The 21,312-nt window shown below is 37.9% G+C and carries 26 protein-coding genes and 1 pseudogene; 1 reads left to right on the top strand and 26 read right to left on the bottom strand.

Annotation, left to right across the window (positions count from 1 at the left end):
- Nucleotides 1–9: 9 nt before the first annotated feature.
- The 14 genes and pseudogenes from aguA to KJR31_RS02660 form a co-directional block, all read right to left on the bottom strand.
- Nucleotides 10–1,095, bottom strand: coding sequence for an agmatine deiminase (aguA, locus tag KJR31_RS02595; RefSeq protein ID WP_214261936.1), 1,086 nt, complete (start codon nt 1,093–1,095; stop codon nt 10–12).
- Nucleotides 1,092–2,219: a carboxynorspermidine decarboxylase gene (gene nspC / locus KJR31_RS02600; RefSeq protein ID WP_214261937.1), complete on the bottom strand. Its 1,128-nt coding sequence runs from the start codon at nt 2,217–2,219 to the stop codon at nt 1,092–1,094. Before nspC ends, aguA begins: the two co-directional genes overlap by 4 nt.
- The gene (locus KJR31_RS02605; RefSeq protein WP_214261938.1) at nt 2,219–3,478 is read right to left on the bottom strand and encodes a saccharopine dehydrogenase family protein; all 1,260 of its coding nucleotides are present in this window, start codon (nt 3,476–3,478) and stop codon (nt 2,219–2,221) included. The genes nspC and KJR31_RS02605 overlap by 1 nt, the downstream gene beginning before the upstream one ends.
- Nucleotides 3,475–4,335 (bottom strand): polyamine aminopropyltransferase, encoded by an 861-nt coding sequence (speE, locus tag KJR31_RS02610; protein ID WP_084857435.1) that lies wholly within the window; start codon nt 4,333–4,335, stop codon nt 3,475–3,477. Before speE ends, KJR31_RS02605 begins: the two co-directional genes overlap by 4 nt.
- A complete protein-coding gene (locus KJR31_RS02615; protein ID WP_214261939.1) occupies nt 4,336–5,790 on the bottom strand; it encodes an aminotransferase class I/II-fold pyridoxal phosphate-dependent enzyme in 1,455 nt (484 codons plus the stop codon).
- 598 nt (nt 5,791–6,388) lie between these two features.
- The gene (locus tag KJR31_RS02620) at nt 6,389–7,405 is read right to left on the bottom strand and encodes a hypothetical protein (protein ID WP_214261940.1); all 1,017 of its coding nucleotides are present in this window, start codon (nt 7,403–7,405) and stop codon (nt 6,389–6,391) included.
- Nucleotides 7,398–7,865: a hypothetical protein gene (locus KJR31_RS02625; protein WP_214261941.1), complete on the bottom strand. Its 468-nt coding sequence runs from the start codon at nt 7,863–7,865 to the stop codon at nt 7,398–7,400. The genes KJR31_RS02620 and KJR31_RS02625 overlap by 8 nt, the downstream gene beginning before the upstream one ends.
- 44 nt (nt 7,866–7,909) lie before the next feature.
- Nucleotides 7,910–8,704: a DUF4261 domain-containing protein gene (locus KJR31_RS02630; protein ID WP_214261942.1), complete on the bottom strand. Its 795-nt coding sequence runs from the start codon at nt 8,702–8,704 to the stop codon at nt 7,910–7,912.
- Nucleotides 8,705–8,752: 48 nt separating this feature from the next.
- A pseudogene (locus KJR31_RS08605) lies at nt 8,753–9,250 on the bottom strand (hypothetical protein).
- A gap of 10 nt (nt 9,251–9,260) precedes the next feature.
- Nucleotides 9,261–9,815 (bottom strand): hypothetical protein, encoded by a 555-nt coding sequence (locus KJR31_RS02640; protein ID WP_214261943.1) that lies wholly within the window; start codon nt 9,813–9,815, stop codon nt 9,261–9,263.
- Nucleotides 9,816–9,838: 23 nt separating this feature from the next.
- Nucleotides 9,839–10,315, bottom strand: coding sequence for a hypothetical protein (locus KJR31_RS02645; protein ID WP_214261944.1), 477 nt, complete (start codon nt 10,313–10,315; stop codon nt 9,839–9,841).
- An 18-nt stretch (nt 10,316–10,333) separates the two neighbouring features.
- A complete protein-coding gene (locus KJR31_RS02650; RefSeq protein WP_214261945.1) occupies nt 10,334–11,185 on the bottom strand; it encodes a CbrC family protein in 852 nt (283 codons plus the stop codon).
- A 50-nt stretch (nt 11,186–11,235) separates the two neighbouring features.
- Nucleotides 11,236–11,640, bottom strand: a complete 405-nt coding sequence (locus KJR31_RS02655) for a hypothetical protein (RefSeq protein WP_214261946.1) — start codon at nt 11,638–11,640, stop codon at nt 11,236–11,238.
- Between the two features lie 48 nt (nt 11,641–11,688).
- Nucleotides 11,689–12,195: a YfbM family protein gene (locus KJR31_RS02660; protein WP_214261947.1), complete on the bottom strand. Its 507-nt coding sequence runs from the start codon at nt 12,193–12,195 to the stop codon at nt 11,689–11,691.
- A 122-nt stretch (nt 12,196–12,317) separates the two neighbouring features.
- Here KJR31_RS02660 and KJR31_RS02665 point away from each other — a divergent pair, with 122 nt between their 5' ends.
- On the top strand, nt 12,318–13,337 hold the full coding sequence (locus tag KJR31_RS02665; protein ID WP_214261948.1) for a hypothetical protein: 1,020 nt from the start codon (nt 12,318–12,320) through the stop codon (nt 13,335–13,337).
- 30 nt (nt 13,338–13,367) lie between these two features.
- Here the strand turns inward: KJR31_RS02665 and KJR31_RS02670 are convergent, their stop codons facing one another.
- The 12 genes from KJR31_RS02670 to KJR31_RS02725 form a co-directional block, all read right to left on the bottom strand.
- A complete protein-coding gene (locus KJR31_RS02670; protein WP_214261949.1) occupies nt 13,368–14,174 on the bottom strand; it encodes a hypothetical protein in 807 nt (268 codons plus the stop codon).
- A gap of 9 nt (nt 14,175–14,183) precedes the next feature.
- Nucleotides 14,184–14,495, bottom strand: a complete 312-nt coding sequence (locus tag KJR31_RS02675) for a hypothetical protein (protein WP_214261950.1) — start codon at nt 14,493–14,495, stop codon at nt 14,184–14,186.
- 4 nt (nt 14,496–14,499) lie between these two features.
- Nucleotides 14,500–14,682 carry a hypothetical protein gene (locus tag KJR31_RS02680; RefSeq protein WP_214261951.1) on the bottom strand — a complete coding sequence of 61 codons (183 nt, stop codon included), beginning with the start codon at nt 14,680–14,682 and terminating at the stop codon, nt 14,500–14,502.
- 14 nt (nt 14,683–14,696) lie between these two features.
- Entirely contained in the window at nt 14,697–15,578 is an 882-nt protein-coding gene (locus KJR31_RS02685) for a DUF4300 family protein (protein ID WP_214261952.1), read from the bottom strand.
- Nucleotides 15,579–15,752: 174 nt separating this feature from the next.
- The gene (locus KJR31_RS02690) at nt 15,753–16,277 is read right to left on the bottom strand and encodes an RDD family protein (RefSeq protein WP_214261953.1); all 525 of its coding nucleotides are present in this window, start codon (nt 16,275–16,277) and stop codon (nt 15,753–15,755) included.
- 38 nt (nt 16,278–16,315) lie between these two features.
- Nucleotides 16,316–17,197: a diacylglycerol/lipid kinase family protein gene (locus tag KJR31_RS02695; RefSeq protein WP_214261954.1), complete on the bottom strand. Its 882-nt coding sequence runs from the start codon at nt 17,195–17,197 to the stop codon at nt 16,316–16,318.
- Nucleotides 17,198–17,242: 45 nt separating this feature from the next.
- A complete protein-coding gene (locus KJR31_RS02700; protein ID WP_214261955.1) occupies nt 17,243–17,629 on the bottom strand; it encodes a hypothetical protein in 387 nt (128 codons plus the stop codon).
- A gap of 252 nt (nt 17,630–17,881) precedes the next feature.
- Nucleotides 17,882–18,127: a phosphohydrolase gene (locus KJR31_RS02705; protein WP_214261956.1), complete on the bottom strand. Its 246-nt coding sequence runs from the start codon at nt 18,125–18,127 to the stop codon at nt 17,882–17,884.
- A gap of 59 nt (nt 18,128–18,186) precedes the next feature.
- Nucleotides 18,187–19,041, bottom strand: a complete 855-nt coding sequence (locus KJR31_RS02710; protein ID WP_214261957.1) for an ADP-ribosylglycohydrolase family protein — start codon at nt 19,039–19,041, stop codon at nt 18,187–18,189.
- Between the two features lie 14 nt (nt 19,042–19,055).
- Nucleotides 19,056–19,859: an alpha/beta fold hydrolase gene (locus KJR31_RS02715; protein ID WP_214261958.1), complete on the bottom strand. Its 804-nt coding sequence runs from the start codon at nt 19,857–19,859 to the stop codon at nt 19,056–19,058.
- A gap of 172 nt (nt 19,860–20,031) precedes the next feature.
- Entirely contained in the window at nt 20,032–20,352 is a 321-nt protein-coding gene (locus KJR31_RS02720) for a TfoX/Sxy family protein (protein ID WP_214261959.1), read from the bottom strand.
- Between the two features lie 369 nt (nt 20,353–20,721).
- The gene (locus tag KJR31_RS02725) at nt 20,722–21,165 is read right to left on the bottom strand and encodes an SMI1/KNR4 family protein (protein ID WP_214261960.1); all 444 of its coding nucleotides are present in this window, start codon (nt 21,163–21,165) and stop codon (nt 20,722–20,724) included.
- Nucleotides 21,166–21,312: the final 147 nt, after the last annotated feature.

Consider the following 21,312-nt stretch of genomic DNA (forward strand, 5'->3'; position numbering starts at 1 on the left):
CTTTTTCTCCTATTCTGGAATTTGTTGGGTAATACAGTGGATATTTCCACCACCTAAAAGAATATCTCTAGCTGGGATTCCTACGACTTCACGGTCTGGAAAACACTGACTGAGAATATCCAAGGCCACTTGATCGTTTACATCCTGAAATTGTGGCACCAAGACAGACTTATTGGCGATGTAAAAATTCACATAGGATGCTGCTAGTCTTTCACCTGCATAACGCTCCTCTTCGCCTTCTTCATAAGTATAGCCCGGCAAATCCTCCTCTGTAACTACTTGATGAAAAGCTGGGATTGGAAGTTTATGAATAGTGAAACTCCGGCCTTTTGCATCAGTTTCCTTTTCTAAGAGAGCTAAATCAGCTGCAGACATGGCATACTGAGGATCTTCTTGGTCGTCCGTCCAAGCTAAAACAACTTCTGCAGGGCCTACAAAGGCTGCAACATTATCGACGTGTTCATTTGTCTCATCTTGATAAATACCGTAAGGCAACCAGATAACTTTGTCGGCACCAAGGGTCTCTAGTAAGGTCTTTTCAATCTCTTCTTTAGTCAGGTGAGGATTGCGACCCGGACTGAGCAAGCAGCTTTCTGTAACAAGAATCGTTCCCTGACCGTCACTGTGAATAGCTCCGCCTTCTAGTACAAAAGGTTTGGCATCGTAAACAGGTATCTCTAATACTTCTGCAAAGCGGCTAGCTACTTGATCATCTGCTTCATAGTCTTGGTAGAGACCATCAACAGCCCCACCCCATGCATTGAAAGCCCAGTCTACTGCCAACTTTTCCCTTTTATCATTGAGGAGAATTGTCGGCCCAGTATCACGTGCCCAGGCATCATTTGTCTGAATATCTAGATATAGGACCTTGTCTCCAAGATAGGATTTTGCTTCAGATAGATAGTCCTGCTCCACCAAAAGGTAGACTGTTTCCCCTTGAGCAATCGTTTTGATAATCTGGCTAAAAGCTTCTTTAGCAGCCTTGCCTTCAAAAGGCCAAGACCCTGGTCGAGTAGGCCATATCATGAGAGTCCCATGATGGGGTTCATACTCGGCAGGCATACGATAACCTAATTTCTTTGGACTGTCCATCATGATAATCTCTCCTTAAAGTCTTGGTAACCAAAAGCTTTGACTAGACTGCACTTACCCTCTTTATCCATGAGATACAAACTTGGAAGCCCAATGCCGTTAAAGGTATTATTTTTGACAAAGGAGTAGATAGCCATGTCCTCAAAGTAAAGTCTATCTCCAATCTCAACAGGATTTTCAAAGCTATAGTCTCCAATGATATCACCTGTTAAACAGGTATTGGAAGAAAGTCTATAAGTATAAGGTTTTTCTTGCGCTTCAAACCCATCTCTCAATGGAGGACGATAAGGCATCTCAAGAACATCAGGCATATGACAACTTGCTGAAGCATCTAATACTAAGGTCTCAATTCCATTCTCAACGATATCTAAGACTTCAGTCGCTAAATAACCAGCATTTAGTGCAATGGCTTCTCCTGGTTCGATATAGACTTCAAGATTGTAAGTTTCTCGAATTCGTTTAATCTCAAAAATCAGTAAGTCCACATCATAATCATCTCTCGTAATATGATGACCACCACCCATATTGAGCCATTTAACTTGGTGCAAATAGGCACCAAACTGCTCTTCTACTGCTTTCAAAGTTGTCTCTAAATCATCTGCCCCCTGCTCACAAAGAGTATGAAAATGAAGCCCGTCCACCAAGTCCAGCAAATCACTTGGTATCTTATCTGATGTCACTCCAAAACGAGAGCCAGGTGCACAAGGATCATAGAGCGCGTGATCTCCCTGGGTCGAACATTGAGGATTGAGGCGTAGACCTACACCAATACCAGCTTCACGACAAGTTTGACCATATTTTCGTAATTGTCTCTCTGAATTAAAAACAATGTGATCAGATATTTGCAGTAACTCTTCCATGTCTGATTCCTTGAAAGCAGGCGCAAAGACATGGACTTCCCCTGGGAATTCTTCTCTAGCCAGCTTCGCTTCATAGAGTCCACTAGCTGTCGTACCTGATAGATACTGGCTAATCAAAGGATAGGTTTTATAGAGAGAATAAGCCTTTTGAGCTAGCAAAACCTTACAACCTGCCTTTTCCTGAACCTCTTGCAGAATGCTACAATTTTCTTCTAGTTTTGATAAATCAATGATGTAAGAAGGCGTTGGTACTTGTTCTAACTTCATTAGTCCACCATTTGTGGATTTTCAACCACAACCCATGGCAAACCGTATTTATTTAAAGCTTCCATGAATGGATCTGGATCCAACTCTTCAAGATTATACACTCCTGGTAGTCTCCAAGTACCATCCATCACTAATTTTGTCCCAATCATGGCTGGAACACCTGTTGTGTATGAAATTGCCTGTGAACCAACTTCTGCATAGCATTCCTGGTGGTCGCAAACATTGTAGATGTAGATGGTCTTTTCAACACCATCTTTAACACCTGTAAAGATACATCCGATATTAGTTTTCCCAACTGTACGTGGACCAAGGCTTGCAGGATCCGGAAGCAAAGCTTTCAAGAATTGGATCGGCACGATTTCTTGGCCGTTAAAGTTAATAGCATCTGTACGAAGGAGCCCAACATTTTCCAAGCATTTCATGTGCGTTAGATAAGATTGACCAAAAGTCATGAAGAAACGAATACGTTTAACTCCTGGAATGTTCTTTGCTAATGATTCGATTTCTTCATGGTGGAGGAGATACATGTCTTTTTGACCAACTTGAGGGAAATCATACTCACGTTTGATAGACATAGCTTCGACCTCAACCCATTTTCCATCTTCCCAGTAAGAACCTGGTGCAGAAACCTCGCGGAGGTTGATTTCTGGGTTGAAGTTGGTCGCAAAAGGATATCCGTGGTCCCCACCATTACAGTCTAAAATGTCGATATAGTGGATTTCATCAAAGTAATGCTTGAGGGCGTATGCTGAAAAGACGCTGGTTACACCTGGGTCAAAACCAGAACCAAGAAGAGCTGTCAAGCCTGCTTCCTTAAATTTTTCTTGATAAGCCCATTGCCATGAGTAATCAAAGTAAGCCGTAAAACCAAGCTCCTTACAACGTTTCTCATAGATGGCACGCCATTCTGGGTCTTCTGTGTCTTCAGCCTCATAGTTGGCTGTGTCGATATAGTGAACTCCCGTTGCTAAGCAAGCGTCCATAATGGTCAAATCTTGGTATGGTAGAGCTACGTTCAAAACAGCTTCTGGCTTGTAGCTTTCAATCAAGGCAATCACTTCTTCTACCTTGTCTGCATCAAGAGCAGCTGTCTCAATCTTAGTATTTGTTTTACCTTCTAATTTAGCCTTCAAGTCATCACATTTTGACTTTGTACGGCTAGCAATCATAATTTCTTTAAAAGTTTCGCTATCTTGGCAAATCTTTGAAATAGCAACTTGGGCAACTCCCCCACATCCGATAACTAATAAACGACTCATTTTTTTCCTTCCTCTTCTTCTAAAATGTCTTCAACGTATTTTGGCAGCATAAAGGCACCAACGTGTAAGTTTGCAGTATAGTATTCTGTGAATAGCTGGCGTTTTTTCCAACCTTCTTTATCAAAATCTTTGACAGGGTGGTATTTTTTTGATGCAAATCCAAATAACCAATAGCCAGCAGGACTAGTAGGGATATGTGCCTGATAAACTCGGCTGATTGGAAAGGCTTGATTGACCTTACGATGCATGCTTCGACAAGCCGACTCATCTTCGTCAAAGAAAGGACTACCATGCTGATAAATCATGATACCGTCTTCTTTGAGAGCTCTATAGCTGTTACCATAAAATTCCTTGGTAAAGAGCCCTTCCGTATGTCCAAATGGATCCGTCGCATCATTGATGATAATATCGTAATCATCTTCACAGTTTCGTAAAAAACGAAGACCGTTTTGATAGTAAATGGTAACACGAGGATCATCAAGCCCTGCAGCAAAGTCTGGGAAATACTCACGACAAACCTCAACCAACATCTCATCTGGTTCCACGATATCAATTTGCTCCAGTTCAGGATATAGCGTTAATACTTGGGCAACACCTCCGTCACCACCACCAATAACCAAAACTTTCTTTGGATTGGGATGGACAGCCATAGGAACGTGAACCGTCATTTCATTGTAGACAAAATCATCTGCATCTGAGAACAAAACGTGCCCATTTAAAATTAACACTTTCCCAAAAGCTGGGGTGTCCAGAACCTCGATATCCTGCCATTCACTTTGACCAGAATAAAGCTGTTTGGCCGTTCTCATTGTTAACTTGACATCTGGAGTATGAACTTCAGAAAACCATAAATCCATCTAGTTCTCCTTTCTTTCAATAACATTGATGTGATTGACCTCAGGATCTTCCGTCCCTTGAAGAGAACAACCACGTTCTTTGGCGAATTTTATATAATCGACAATTTCTCGTGTAATCCGTTCACCTGGCGCTAGAATTGGAATACCTGGAGGATAGCACATGACAAATTCCCCACAGACCTGGCCAACGGACTCGTCTAATGTTAAGCTTCTTCTCTCTGCATAGAAGGCTTCCTGAGGAGATAGCACCAACTCAGGCTGGATATATTCTCCAGCGATCAAGTCCTTCCCATCTCGTGAGTATAGTCTCTTGATATCAGCTAATGCACCGACCAAGCGTTCAATGTCTTGGATACGGTCACCAATCGAGATGTAAGCCAAAATATTCCCGATATCACCAAACTCGATCTGAATGTCATATTCGTCTCGTAAGAGATCATAAACTTCAATACCTGTTAGACCGATTCCCTGAGTGTAGACGGATAACTTGGTCACATCAAAATCACAAACGCTAACACCATCTACTAATTCTTTTGAATAGGCATAGTAGCCACCGATGGCATTGATTTCACGACGTGCGTACTCAGATAGCTCAATGACTTTCTCAAAGGACTCTTTGCCACGAAGGGCTAGGTTTCTACGAGAAACATCTAGACTAGCCATTAGCAAGTAAGATGCTGATGTTGACTGTGTCAGGTTAATAATCTGACGTACGTACTCAGGATTCATCTGATCCCCAACTAAAAGCAACGAACTTTGAGTCAAGCTACCGCCAGACTTATGCATAGATACGGCTGACATATCTGCTCCTGCGTCCATAGCAGATAGAGGAAGTTTATCTGTAAAGTGTAGATGTGCACCGTGTGCCTCGTCTACTAACACTTTCATTCCAGCAGCATGAGCCATCTCTGTTAGTCCCTTGAGATCTGAACAAATCCCATAATAGGTGGGATTGTTGATTAGAATAGCCTTGGCATCAGGATGGTCCTTGATAGCTTGCGCCACACGATCATTTTCAAGTCCCAAAGCAATACCGATTTTTGGATCCACACTCATCTCAATATAAATGGGAATAGCGCCACATAAAACGAGCGCATTGATAGCTGACTTATGAACATTTCGAGGAAGGATGATCTTATCTCCAGCTTTACAGGTGGAGAGAATCATAGTTTGAACAGATGAGGTTGTGCCCCCAATCATTAAAAAGGCATGGGCCGCTCCAAAAGCTTCTGCAGCTAGTTCCTCAGCTTCTCGGATAATCGAAATGGGATGCCCCAGATTATCCAAGGGCTTCATAGAGTTGACATCTATGCCTACACATTTTTCCCCTAAAAGTTCAACCAACTCTGGGTTACCACGGCCACGCTTGTGACCAGGTACGTCAAATGGTACAATTCTTTTCTTTCGTAACTTGACCAACCCCTCATAGATGGGAGCTTGGTTTTGATTTAACATTATAAAGACATACTCCTTTATCATATTTTTTACACCTTAACCATGCAAGGCTCTAAAGGATACTTATGAAAAAAGAGCAGGTTGGCACCTGCTCTACAATCTACTGACGTGTTTATGTTTGTTTCTTTTGAGTATGTCTGTTCCTGATGTTTCCTAACTCTCTAGTAGCAAATATTACGTACTTTATTGATCGTTTCACAAGATGACGTGTGCTTTCACCACACTAACAAATCTATACGAATTAGAACTAATGTCCTAACATCAACTTATAAAAGTAGGCTTTTAACCCTATCAATAATGTGGCTTTTCAACCACGCTTCGGCATTCAACCCTGCCTGTCCGTAGGCATTTTTTACTCGGGTTTATATTTGCTAGAAAACATCATCTCATTTTCTAAGCTTCATTACTATATCATGTTTTCAGATACTTGTAAAGTATTTTTAGAAACTTTTTTAAATAACTTCATTTTATTGTTCGTAAAAATTAACGAACAATAAAATAGAAACCGTTTTAAAATAAGTTCAAAAAAATTAAAAAGGAACTAAAATACTCAGTTCCTCAAGTAGTTATAAGTACAGTCAACTATTCAAAATCGTATTTACTCATCACGCGCTACTTTGGCAGCTAGTTCAAAATCAGTCATCAAATAATTTTCATCTAGACGGATAAGACTATAATACTCATTCCAAAATAGAGAGTCACTGTTACTTGACCACTGTAATCCATACCACAATTGAGTGACATCACTTGTATGTGATGGGGGGATTGACCATAGATGCTTATTAAAAGTTTCTTGAACAAGAGGAGCATCCAGTCGCGTAGTTAAGTCTAGTTCGTCTAATTTGAGAGTGATAGAATGTTTTTTAGCTTCTTCAATACTGTCCTTATTAAATCGAATCTGAATAACCTTAGAATCTTCTAGAATCACGTCCTTATCTTCTGCCCCGTAAAAGGAAATACTTCCCAGCACTATACCATCTTTTGCTATTAGATATGGAGCGTAAGGAACAGCATTGCTATCAAGTCTGAATCCTTTTTCGATGACGACTGTTTTATCTCCAGGATACTTTTGGAAACTTCCCTCTGTCAAGAGCTCTTCGTAGTCGCTACCACCATCACCCTGTCTTACATAGATATCAAATCCAGCTTCCATCAGATCGCTTGCTTTGGTTTCTGCTAAAATGATTTTACTTTCATTAATTTGCAAAATCGGTGCTTGAGGTGGCAAACCAATCGTGAGATTAAACGTGACTCCTACTAGAAAGACCATCAAGGTTATAAGGAGGGCAAGTAAAGACTTTCCAGTCCTTTTTCTTGCATTGAAAAGAGCTATTATTGCAGGTAAGAGAATCATTTTGGCTAAAATAGAATTCCCAACACCACCTCTATTTAAGGTCTGAAAAGCAAAGATCCCTGCGATTGCAATCAGGGACAGGTAGACCAAAATCTCGCCTATACCCAGTTTTTCTGTTCGAGTTTGTTGATTTACAGGGGTTTCGTACAATGACTGCCCATTCTCTTTCCTCTTTTTTAGAAAGAGATAAAAACCCAGACCGAGTAGCAAATTAAAGATTGCAAAAACTGTTAAAGTACCTATAATCACTGTTCTACCCATGACTCTCTACTCCTTTATGTTTTCTCACAAATCTTATCTTTCTATTTAGTACCCAATTCCCAATCAATAAGACCAGCAAGAAGAAGGGGCCACCTTCTATGACCACAATGGGCAAAGCCAATAGAGCAATCATCAAAAAACTAGCTTTCTTTTGCCGCCAACTACCGCCCCATTCTCCGTTTATCAGTTGTCCCAAATAGTCGATGTAGTCAGTAAACCAAGTAAATAAAGGTGGGTGAAGATCACTTATCCTTAGGTAAATGAAGAGGGCTGAATTTAAAAGGATGTAGAGAATTCCAAGAACTAGAATAATCTTTTGACTAGTTCGAGTAGCCTCTAGAACGATTTTTTCTCTCTTCTCTGGCTTTATTTTTTTTAGACTTGCATTCTTACAAGAGAGTTTTTCAAATCTATAGACCAGAAATCGGTAGAGATAATACTTTTTTATATCACGCTTCATAAAAACCTCAATCTAGGAAGGACGAATCATTTGTAAATCATGGTCTAAACATCTAATTTCAAGGAATTGCCTTCCAAAAAGACTGCTTTTGATTCAGTGATTTTAATCTTTTGATCTTCTGAAAATCCAACGGTTTCACCGTCATTTAAAGTGACATCACTGCCTAAAACATACTGAAGAATAGACAAGATAAAATAATATAAGTCATCGCTATTCATAGGAGACTCAATAATTTCAATCTCAGTTTTTCCAAACTCTTTTAAACCATAAGTGTAAATACTGGTCTTATCTTCCTGATTGATAATTCCTATATAAATCCAGAGTTGAAGGGGAAGCATTTCTTCTTTCAAAAGGTCAGCCAGGTCTAGATAAAGATCTTTGGGTAAGAGTAAGGTAGCAGAACCCTGATAAATGCCAATTGCTGATTGACTAGTTTTTAGGATAGAGGCATTAACTTTAGTCAATAGGGAATAGGTTTCTACTGACGAAAGATTATCAGACAAGATAGATACAATAGCGTGTTGTGAATGCTCCTTTATTTCCTTCTCAACATCCTGCCAGAGGTAAGAATAGGCATACAATTTTTCAAATTCTTGGCTTGGGATAGGTAAATCCATTAAAGCCAGCGCAACAAGAGCACCATCAATCACAAAGGTTGCACTAGAATCATCCCCAGAAACTTCAGAAATTTCAAACCCCCAGTGAGATTTCAATTCCTGAACAACCTGGTCTAAAGAATAGGCTTGCTGGCCTTTGAAGAGAGGCATGGACAAGTTCAGTTGTTTTTTCTTCTCTGACTTTTCTTTCTTACTAGTAAATAGATTTTTTAAAAAATTCACAGGACTTCTCCTTTTTCTAATATCAGTTGGAAAGCAAAGATCTCTTACTCAAAGTAAGTCGCCATACCAAGTTTCCTCATCCTCAAAACCGTAAAATTTCTCATCAAGTAGCCAATTTCCATCCACCAATCTAAGAACAAACAGATGTTTCATTTCTAATGCTTCTTGATAATGAGTGATGACTCTTGCTTCTTCAGCTTTTGTCATGATAAAATCTACAGAAAAATCCTTCGTTTGAACATAGTTATACTCACTTGGGGAGCCATAAGAAATCCGAACTCCTCCTTCCAAGTAATTTTGAGTCACTCGTCCAGTTAGAAGTTGCATTTGCCTATGAAAATAGTCATCCATAAGTTCATTCCACTTGGGATGAATTTGATTTGCTGGGATGCCAAGGCCTTCTTTTTCCTTATCCAGTGCTCTGTTACGCTAAAAAATTTCCTCTTCTAACAAGGTTAAACTTTTGAGTAAATCAAGCAAGGGTGGGATGATTATTTCTGCCAGAGTTTGATATTTTTCAGGGGTATTTTTATAGTTCACTCTCATGATTACTCTCTTAACTCTCCTGGATTAATTGCTTTACTTCTATGTCTGAAAGTTGTCCATCCATGTAGAGTTTCCTAAGTAAATCTTTATCTACGGTAATTTCATAATAGTCAGTCACAAACTCATGAAATCTCTCAAAGCTATCAAAGAGGTAAGATAGCAACCATTCTCCGCCATCCTGATCTTGGTAAGTCTGTTGATGCATGTGACCATCATACCAGATAAAGAAGGTTGTTTCATCTTTTTGGTCTTCTGAATAAAGTGAGAGATACTTTTCATCCAGTCCTTTATAAAAACCATCAATGACGTCTTGATTCCACTCGTCAGCAGCAAACTGACTTAAACTACTCTCATGATCAAAGCCTTTTATAAGGATCATTTTATCAGTCAAAATCACGTCTAAAGAATCACCAAATCCATTGTCAATAAGGTAGCGGAGTCCATAGTCTTCCTCAGTCTTAATCACGAGCCTGAGCCAATCCTCACTCGGATCTGTCAGATATTCGTCAATGACCAGCAAGGCATCTAAACGAGTCTTTATCTTGTCCCAATCAATCTTTCTCATCTCTAAAAACCTCCATATTGTCCTTAAGATTTATCACAATCACAAGCCCTGTATCGAGCGCCTACGAAACCTAAGAAACTAATCTGAGGGATATTCCACTCATTAGGTAAATAAATCGAACAATCTACCTGATCACCTAGAAGGGAAATTGCTGAAAAGACATATCTTCCCAAATCCTCATTATTAGGATTTCTTTCAACTTGACCCAATCTGCTAGCATTGAACCAGTCTTTAAACAGTAACCAGATTTGCTCGGCATCTTCGTTTAATAGGGAGACTTTCAAGTTATAGCTGATTCCGACCCTACATCTTTTTTTGAATCCTGACTCATCAGCCTTACAAACCTTTATCGAACCCTTATCATACTGCCAGTTATCACTATCTAATAGCGTCAATTGAGCAGATAGATGGTCTTTAAATCCCTGCATAGTATCCAATAAATCTTTGGAGGCAGCTTCGAATAATTCTAGTTTTTCCATAGTCTTTTCTTTATTTTTCATAGCAAATCACATTTCGATTTAATCTGCATCAACCCAGATCTGGTATTTTTGACAGTGGAGACATCTAAATAGATAGCCACAAAGAGGCCCATCCTTAACCAGGTATTCTTCAATGTCTTGATATTCTTCACTCGCTTCATAGTCTGCCAAGACTTGCTCAGCGATTCCCATATCCTTCAATTCTCGAGTTCCAACTGTACCCAAGTAAGCACAATAATCTTGGCAACAAGAAAGCCAGTATTCTCCCTGCCAACTAGAGTAGCCTGGGGTCTGACAAAAAAGCAGCTGATTCTTTTCTGGATCCAATTCACCCTGCCACTCGGCATCTTGGATAAATTCTGCATCAAATTTCTTGGCTGCTAGCCCATTTGCAATACAAAACGGACAAAGGTATTCTATGTTGTCAATACAATAAGGAATCAAGTCATAATAAATATTGCTTTCTTTCCCACAAGATGGACAAACCTTGGCTTCTCCTTCAACAAATGAACCTGTAGCTAAAGGATCTGGATGGTAGATAAAATGCGGCAAAGACTGTAATAGCTTCTGTCTTTGCTTCTTCTCTTCTTTTCTTAGAGGACGAGGAAGGGCAAAACGATCGCCATGGCTTTGACTCATCTCTTCTAAGCGAGCTAACTTTTTAATTTGTTTACGATCTGGTTTAGTGATTATTTTGGTAAATAAATCATAGGCACTAGCATAGAGCCCCAATTGCTCATAGAGATCAACTAGGACTTTCTTCGCTTCTAAATCATCAGACTTAGCTAATTCATCAGCCAAATCATAAAGTGCTGCGACACTTGAAGGCTTTCCATCTTGAGCATGGTATTGCCTTGTCAGGGTGATATATTCTTGTAAATATGGATTCATCTGGCTACCTTTTTCTTTTATGGATAAGTTCTGATTAACAAATGGTACAGTTAGTAAATTTCATAGACAAGCTCTCTGTCAGCTTGAAAATATTTGTCGAATTTCACTAAAAGATAAAGGGATCCAGCTGGAGAGACACCGGCATCATAACCTAGAGCAAATTCGCTATAAGAACTACTTTTATCCAAGATTAACTCCCTTAATTCAAATACTGAATCAGCTAGATCAGGCAAATTATCATGAATAACTTTTTGAGCTTTTTTATCAAGGTGTTCCAAGTTTCTATATAAACTAGTCATCAAATCATCTGATAATAAGACTAAATCCTGTTCACAGTAACCTGTAAAATAAATATTTATGTCTTTATTTAGATATCGCCCTAGAAAATAGATCCCCGAATCATGTTTTTCCCAGTTTATTCCCTTCCATAATGCCAATAAATCTTCTTTGTTCATTTATTACCTCAAGCAGTTTTATTCTTTTAGGAATGTTTAATAAACTTTCTAACAAATAGTGACCAAGACATTTCCATTGAGCTCCAGAATCTTTTTGTAAAACTCTTTCATATTTACAAAGCTGATTCGGATTTCATCCTTGATTTCTTCCTCTTCCTCAAGATAATCCCAAATATTAGGATACAAGTCAGCCTTCTTACATGCTTCCATACTAAAGTCTTTCAAAGCCTTGTCCATATCAAATTCTTCTAAAGCTTGACTGATAGCCGAAATTCTGGTTTTTTCAGTATAGGCGATATATTCAGATACATCCTCTAGAGGAGTCACCCCTAAAACAGCTTCTCTCAAGGGATTGTCATCCAAAAATTCTGAACTACTAAATCCTGTCATGACAAAGACTAGGGCATCCCACATCTTATCGATATCTATTAAGATATCATGAGTATCAGCGGAGTCCTCAGCAAAATCTAACAATTCATCTTCTTGGTTAGAAAGAGCTTTTATTTGTTCTAATTCATTGTCTGGTAAATATTGATAATTGGCAATCATTCCCATGATTTTTCTCCTTTGAATCTTTTAGGATAATACTGATTTTTCTAAATCTATTTCCTTAGAAAATGCTATAATGGAGCTAAGAAAATTGTTCTGTATTCAGATTAAAATAAGGGGGAACAGTCATGTTCACTAGTATTGTTTTAGGGTTTTATGCTCTTTTCTTTCTGTCCTTATCCTTTACCATTTATCTCTATATCAGACTGGTAGTTGCGGTCAGACAAGGGAAAGATGTCCCAAAATGGATCTATAAACTTGGCCATGCTGTTCAAGGAAGAATTCACGTTGACTATGAAGAAATCACTGATGCTAATGCCCTTAAAGAGATTCATTGGTTCTTGCTAATCTATTTAATCGTAAATCTACTCGTATTAGCTGTCTTCTACTATCATGGTAATAGCTTTCCTCAAGCCATTTATGAATGTTTGAAGAAACAATTTTTCATCGTACTTGTTAGTATGGTTTTAAAAAGTATTGGAAAATTTGTTGTACTTGCTATAAGAAAAAACTTTCATAACAGTCATGCTTATGCATCAACCAACGCTTTTATCGGGACAGCTTTTTTAACGAGTTATGTTTTTATGTTTTGCATGATGATGAGTGGTCTTCCAGCTCAACCTGTCCCAGTCACTATTCAAGATACAGAAGTAATTGTAGGCGAAACCAAGGCTTCCGAGCTTTTAGACCAAGGCTATACCTTTGGAGATAAAGGCGCAGAGAGCTCCATCACCAATCCCAAAAACGACCACTTCTACTACGGTCAGCTTCTCGAAGTCAAGCGGGATAATCAGTCCTTTGGCTTTATGAGCCTTACTCCTACAGGAAGAGATACTGATCAACTTAAAAACTGCGTTATCACCTATTACAGAACACCTAAGAATAGCAAACAACTAGAAGAAATTTCCATCAACCATGTCAAGCTAGCAAATCTCAAGCTCCAAGATTTTCAAACACGAAAATTAATCGATATCTTTGAAGTCAATCCAGCTGATTATAACGTCTCTGATAAGGATAACAACTTTATCCTAACCATCCAAACAGCAGATTACGACCTCTGGAAAAGATACCGTATTGAATCCAAGTTCAATTCAGATGGTTCGCTTGATAGCTATGGAGTCAGAGCCCAACATAGCATGTGGGAATGATTCACCATTTCCCCCTTTATCAGATGAGCATTAAACTGGAAAAATATCGTCGACAAGTTTATAGGTTTCGATGAATCGAAGGCCAGAGGCACCTTTATCTCTAGTGATTTCTTCATAAATGTCTTCTAAATTTTGGGCAGGTGCCAACATCCAAAGACTAAAAGGTCTAAGTTTCACCTGTCCAATTTTTTCAATATTTTCTAATAATTGCCCTAAATCTTTGTGATTGAACCAGCAATCTGTAACCAGAGCAAACTTGGTATTGTCCATCTTACAGGAGATTTGACTGGTCAAAAAATCATCGATTGTGGGCTTTTTTGTTTGTAAGAGGCGCGTGCAAGCTAGATGGTACTCAAGTTTTCTAGGACTCTGCTCAATCATAGATACAAATACAAGACCATACTCATCTTCAAACTTAACAGCAAGGATATCTCCTTCTTCAAAGTAAGGTTTGCGTTTAGCCTTTGCTTTAGGAACCTTTAGAGGTCTAGGATTTTCAGTTTGCAACTGGATAGCAAGTTTATCCAAGACCTTTTGCCTTTGCTTCAAAGCCTTTGAATCTATTTCCAACCAAAATGGATCAGCCCCTTTTTTGATAAGCTCCAAGGTTTTATCTCTGATATCGTCTGTCAGGTGACCAATCTTCCACAGTGAGTAGGCAAGAGCAGTCCAATAAATTTCTGTAAAAAAGTCTGTTTGACAGTCATCTTTCTCCGTATCAAGGATATCCTTGATAATATTCGTTACATGTTCACCATCTCTATAGCGACCGACTACTTCATTGTAAATGTCATAAGCTTGATCACAGTCAATGATTTTAACGCCATCAATAGCCATTCTCAACTCCTATTTAATCTTATGCTTGGTCATTTTCTCTTGGAAAATAGTTGTCAGAATTTGGCGTAATTCTTGAGCTTCTTTTTCTGGAAGTTGACCTTCTTGTTCAGCAACAGCGTACAATTCCGGATACTCAAGAGAGATTCTCTTAATAGTCCGCGTAATAGCATGTTTTCTAACAAAAAATGGAATCCGTTTAATCATATCTTGAGGGATTAGGGCGATAATCTTATCAGCTGTTTCCTTATCGCTCAGTTTAGAGAAAGTTAATCCCTTTTTAATTATTTCTTGTTCTTGTTTCGTAAAATCTTGTAATTCCATATGTCTACTCCTCATCTTCAGTGACTTCCCAAACTTCAGCTTGGTAAGGTTCTCCATCACTATCGTATTTATTGACATATCCAATAAATCGTTCATTTCTTCTTGGTCTCTGCTGGTTTCCCTTGATAACCCAAACAGCCCATACTCCGATTAAGACAAAAATTATGAATGCCAGTACTACTTCCATTTCATTACCATCCTTTAGAGTTGAACCCACTTATCATTATCCATAATAAATGGCTTCGCTAGACCTTCTCCTGTATAGTTTTCGTATTTTGTATCTAGATATTTGTAACAATCTTCCTTGGTCGCAAATTTGATGGCTTGATAAGGTTCCTCAAAGGTTAACTTTTCGACAAAGAGATAACCATCCTCGCTTGGTACAAGTATGCCGACATGGCCAATAAAGAGGAATTGCCCATCCAAGTCATCATGGACTACTACAGAGAGCATTCTTGCATTTTCATTAAACCTGAATTGAGAAAGGAATTGTTCCATCTTAGCAGCATGAACTTTGACATCTGTCGTTGCTTCAGTCTTGACTCTTGAGAATAAAATATCAAAAGCATCCTTGTCTTCTGCACCAAAGACCTTACCTTTGTCAATGGCATCATTATCGACAAACAAGAGGGAATCATCTTTTTCCAACTTAGGAATTTCGATAGAATTTTTCAATAAACAGTAACTGTTAATGCGACAGTTGGTCCCAACAAAATCACCCTTTTTAGGTGTCCAAAGATTGCTTATCTTTTCAACATCATAGTCTGTTTTGGTAAATGTAGAAAAATCCCCAGTGAGCCCAACTGAACCTACAGTAGCGTTATAATCATTTACTAGGTTGAAAAATGCATCGACACTGTCTTTATCCAAATGTGCAACCAAGGCTTTTCGAACTTCTTCTTCACTAGGTTTACTGTTCAAATTGCTATAAGTGGCTTCCCAGGAAACCTGATTGGACAGTGATTGACTGGATGAGGTTTCAGTAGTACCATCAGATGTCTTTTGAGTTTGACTACAAGCAGCTAAAGTAAATATAGCTAAACCACAGCAGCTCATTAATCTAATTTTTTTAGATACTTTCATAAAATGTTTCCTTTTTACTAAGATTTTTCAAGTAGATTAGCTTCCCTTATATTATAGTTCAAATTCATCTTAAGTCCAAGTAATTTGCCAAATAAAGAAGATTTTAAATCAAAAAAAGGAAGCTAGCACACAGCTAGCTCCCTAATAACTGAAATAGATACAAAATATTTAATTTTAGTCAGCTTTTAGCTGGACTTGCGTATGGGCTAGCAGGTCACCTAGATGCCTCTTATCTTTCCTGAAAACCATCATTGCTAGTAAGGCAACTGCGAGAAGAGTAGCAAAAAACGAGAGGATAATAGATAATAAATCAAACTCACTATAGAAACCATGAATTGTGCCCATATGACCTATTTGCCAAGGTAAAAATTTAATGGTGTTTCTAATCAAGCTAGCTTGCACTGTTTTTTTCTTGTAGATCAATTGGAGTCCTGCTTTCGCCTTTCCAAAACTTCCATTTTTTGTATAATCTAAGAATGTGAAAAGGAGCGTGATTGGCAAAACAGAGGTAAAAAATACAAGACACTGTGACTGAATTTCTGTAAACTCTGGGATGCTATTAAAAAAAATAATGTAAATAAACATAGAACCTAAAAAAAGAAGCACTAAATAAGCTAGAATGAAAAGATAATCAAATATTAATTCAATCATTCTTTTTTTAAACGAAATAGGATTAATTGCTAAAATCTTCATCACCATTGCCTCCTATATTATCTACTATTCTTTTCAAAAATTTATTATTCTTTCGGTTGAGAATAGACTTCGATATGCTGACCTAGTACCTTGATTTCCACTGGTAGGTCATCAGATTTGTCACCGTCAACATCCGTTTCCAATTCACTATCTGAAGAGATTTTGATGTGACAAGCTTTCATATACTCGATATTCTCATTTACGACGACATCCCCTTTTAATAAATCAGGGATAACTGACAATTTAGTAAGAATTGAGGCATCTTTTAAGATCAGAATATTAGCATAGCCATCCTTGTTTTCGTCAAAGATTTTTTTATCAGCGAAATAATTGGTAAGGAGAACCAATACATGACTGGCCGGGCCAATGTAATTTCCATTTTCTGTTTCAACTCTAATGTTAAATGCTTGATCTGTAACGACAGAGTTCATGGTATTAATCGCATAGGCTAGCATACCAAACTTTGTTTTATCTTCTATCCCAACGTTATGAATGGCTTCTGGTATTGAACCAATGCTAAAGATATAACCAAAATAATTTCCGTTTGATTTGCCAATGTCAATCTTATTCGTAGAACTAAAATCAAGCTCGTCAATCGCTCCATCTATATCTTGATTGATTTCTAATAATTTCGTGATGAGATTTCCAGTTCCTCCAGGGATAATGGCGAGTTTAGGAATGTAGTCTTTTTCCGCGATACCAGAGATGACTTCATTGACAGTCCCGTCTCCACCAAAAACTAGGACAGCATCATACTGCTCTCTAGATGCTTCTGCAGCAAAGTTTGTTGCATCAAGAGCTTTCTCAGTGATTCTGGTTTCCACATGCTCAAAATGATCTAAGGCTTTATTTTCTAGTTTCACCTTATAATCCAAGGCTTTTTCTCCACCAGATGTTGGATTAATAATAACCATTATTTTATTCATCTATCAATCTCCTGTCATTAGATTTCCGTACTTTAACTAGCCTTGTCAAGTTTCTTCCAGATAAATTTTGACCGCTTGATATTCCTGTTCTTTAGCATAGGCAAAAACCTCTGAAGCTCTAATGTAATCAAAGATATTTTCCTCTAAATCTTCATCCCAGGTCGATTCACTGAAGATTTGATTGTCTTGATTAGCCACATAGAAAACATCGAGGTGAACTTGATAAAACTCTTCATCTTCATTTGGGGCTTGCCTTACTAAGGATAGTTGAAACATTGGCTTATCAGATATAGTTGTAAACGTCCCTGTTTCAAATAAAATCATCTCATCCTCAATAGGCTCACGACACAAGTCTTCAAAGATTGCTACCATATCCTCTAAGGGCATCTTATCGGTGATTCTTACTCTTAAAAATTCAAGTGATTGCTTCATATTTTTTCTCTTTCTAGATGTTTTCGTTCTTAGAATAATCTTATTAAAAAATTGAATCCCTACACCTTTTATTATACTACATTAACAGAAAAAAGACTGAACTAGACGGCTTTCACCCTAGTTTCAGTCTAGATCTTTTTGATAATCGGAATAGCCACTGTAAAGACGTCTATCCCAACATGAACTTGCTTTACTTAAATTTGATAGATTAGGTCTAAGTTTAATTAAAAACAAGCTTTTTCAATTTTCAGCTTACATTTCTTTAAAATTCTCATGAGCAACTTCTTCAAAATAGTCATCCAGATGATGGTAAATATGCATATCTTCTTCTGAACCATCTTGTAAAACAGCATATACCTTCACTTTCTCATCATTTACAAATATGAAGTTATGTTCATCAAAATAAGCCTGATAACCCTTGTCAACTAAGGACCAGAGTTCATCTTTTTTAAAACTGAAAATATCTTTTTTTACTAGATAGGTTTTCCCGATTTCCATTTTTTCTCCTTTTAAATCTATCAAAAAATCCCATAGGGAAATCCTTTCTTTATGCACTATTAGTTTACTGAAATGTACTCTTCCCAGCGTCTGAGAACATCCTTTAAAGGGTCATCTAGGTAGGAACAAGCCTTTTCCTTAATCCAATCAGGTATACCATAAGCAGCTTCGGCTATACTTCCTGTTATCGCAGCGAGAGTATCACTATCACCTCCGAGAGAGATTGCATTTCTGATAGCATCTTCGAAGTCTGTACTTTCAAGAAAGGCAATGATAGCTTGAGGTACCGTATTCTGGCAAGTTTCATTAAAACGATAAGTAGGACGAATTTCATCTAGTGTTTGAGAAAGGTTATATCCATACTCTTGCTCTATGTGTTCCTTGATGAGTCTCTTACATTCTGTAGGGTTATCATTGATTGGTTCCCCATAGTCGCCACTATAACCTCCAAAGTAATAACGACACATAAAGATAGCATCAGACGTCGCCATAGCTCCCTTAATCCCTTCGGGATGATTATGAGTCACCTCTGCAGAAAGTTGTGCAAGAGCTCTTCTGGACGGCCAGGCTCCCGTTCGTGCACAGAAACTACAATCCATGACCCAAGCACAGGGAGAAACACGCATAGCTGAGCCATTGCCGAAGCTATTATAAGGTTCTCGATCGTCGCCATCAATCCAATTACCAAATCGAGCACCGTAACCTGCATCGGGATACATCCTACCATATTTTTTCATGGCATCAATAAAGTCATCCTTCTGACCGCCATTCATAATGGCTTCAGCAACAGCACAGGTCATAACCGTATCATCAGTGAAAAAACAGTCCTCACGAAATAAAGGAAAGTCCTTCGTTTTTATATTGTCCCATTCATAAACAGAACCTACAATATCTCCAACTATTGCTCCTAGCATAAGATTCCTCCTTGTTACATATCAGATTCAATACACATTTCCAATGATTCGCACTTTAAAAATGGCTCAACCAAATCAAGCCACTCTTGAGGCAGGTAAGCTGACAAATAGCCATGATTATAACCCTTTGCTTCATACAAGATCGTGTTTGGATGGAGCTGCTGAAATAATTTCGCTGATGCTTTCACACAGTTCAATTCTTTTTCACCATAAATATACAGAACCTGCGCCTTGCTATCAGAAATCGTATCCTTCAGTTTGTAACGCCCCATATAGGTTTTGTAAATGGTCACTAATGTTTTGATAGGAGTCCTTGGTAGATCCTCTAAATAATAATCTTTTATTTCCTCTGGATAAGCGAGTTTAGGATAAATTTTGTTCATCATGCCTAACTGGAGTTTACAAGAGAATTTACTAAACATCAGTTTACCAAATAAACGTATTAGAAAGATGCTGATTTTAGCCAACCCTGGTTGAGGAATACAGAGGCTTCCGTCTATGATGGCTTTCTCAGCTATATTGCTGTCTATTGACAAAAGCTCCATAGCAATTTGCCCACCAAGTGAAACACCACCGATTGCAAACAATTTTCCACCACAATTTGCTTTGATATAGTCTAGAATCTCCAAAGCAGAATCTTCAGTAGAAACATAATCAAGTTGATATTCCTCTCCGTGGCCATTTAAAGTGGGTAGAATAATACGGTATTCTTTTGACAAGATTCGTGCTTGACGAAGATAATTCCACCAAGAACTACCACCACCGTGTATCAGTATGATAGGAGGTAAATTCTCATCCCCAAATTCATGGAATTTCATATTTCAACTCCTTCCTGTAGGACTTTCACTAGCTATTTTTCCTCGTTCAATGAGTTTGAAGAAGCAGTAATACCGGCTCAACATCCTCAGTCATAGAGAACATATCCACATCCCTTTTAACAATAGCAAAGGTTATCGTAAAAAGGGATTACCTCGACAAACTGAGATTTTATTATTTCTTTTTCTTTGGTTTTGATGCAGGTAACTCATCATACATTGAATTAAATAAGCCGGTTAAATATTCTTTGTTGTCAACATCATCTACCAATAGCATTTCCTTTGCACCTTCATACGGCAATTCGTATTCTACATTCGGCATATACGATATTGCAGATTTGACAGGCTTCACTAAAAATCTATCATCATAAATTCCACCCATGATTTTCCCTCGATAATAAATTATATATTCACCCATCATTGCTCTATATGATATTTCTTCCAACTCGGACAATTGTTCTAAAACGAAATCTAAATATTCTTTACTTGAAGCCATAATCTACACCTCGTCAAATTCTAAGTTGTATATAACAACTAATACTATAGCATTTTAATTCAATTTTAACTTATCAAACAATCTCATTGTGAACCTCTTTATTAAATCCAAATCTATATAATGACCGTTGTACATATTTTACGCTAAACTAGAATCTATCAAACTAAGTCTATCCTGCCACCATACTGTTTTTCACTCTATCATTTGCTTCTTCAGTCCAAATATTGGTTTTATCACACTTATGATAAATGTCACTAATTCCTACATTCATATTACTCTTTTCGATCAATTACCTTCTTAATATATTCCATATCTTAATCATATTGTAGATGCAACATTTAATACATACTCCCTATAGAATATATTGTATCAAGAAAAGCTTTCTACCTGTTCTACTAAATCTAAAACAAGTTCCGAAAAGTTCTCCGCAATTTCCTCAAGGTCAACATAGTCATTGTTATATCCACGAACCTTACCGCTTTTCAGGTCTATAAATACGATGCTTCCATCACCTAAACCTCCGATAGGAAACACCGGGCCGTGTTCACATTCACTCATATACTCCTCGTATGCCTTTTCAAAGTATGTATAATTTTCCTCCAACTCCTTCAAGTTAAAAATCCATGGTTCTACCAAATAGCAACCACCTAGGTTAAGTAGCAGCCAGCGGTACTCTGCTGGTATGAAGGCATAATTTGCTTCAAACTTTTTTATATCCTCCTCTGACTCCGGTCGAATACCGTCTGTAAAGGCACTCGTTTCATAAGCTATCCCAATTCTATCAAGGTGCTTTTCCAAATCAACATTACACATTTTGCCCTCCTAGTAACTTCAATTTACTTGCTAGAAATCCTTTCATTTCAATACATTAATTAAGCAATAGGTACAACACTTGACATAAACACAATTGTCTCACAATGTGGTAATATTCTGCTTTTATACTAATAAACAAAAGGCAAT

This window comes from Streptococcus infantis, assembly GCF_018499575.1.
In the GTDB taxonomy this organism is placed as follows: domain Bacteria; phylum Bacillota; class Bacilli; order Lactobacillales; family Streptococcaceae; genus Streptococcus; species Streptococcus infantis_K.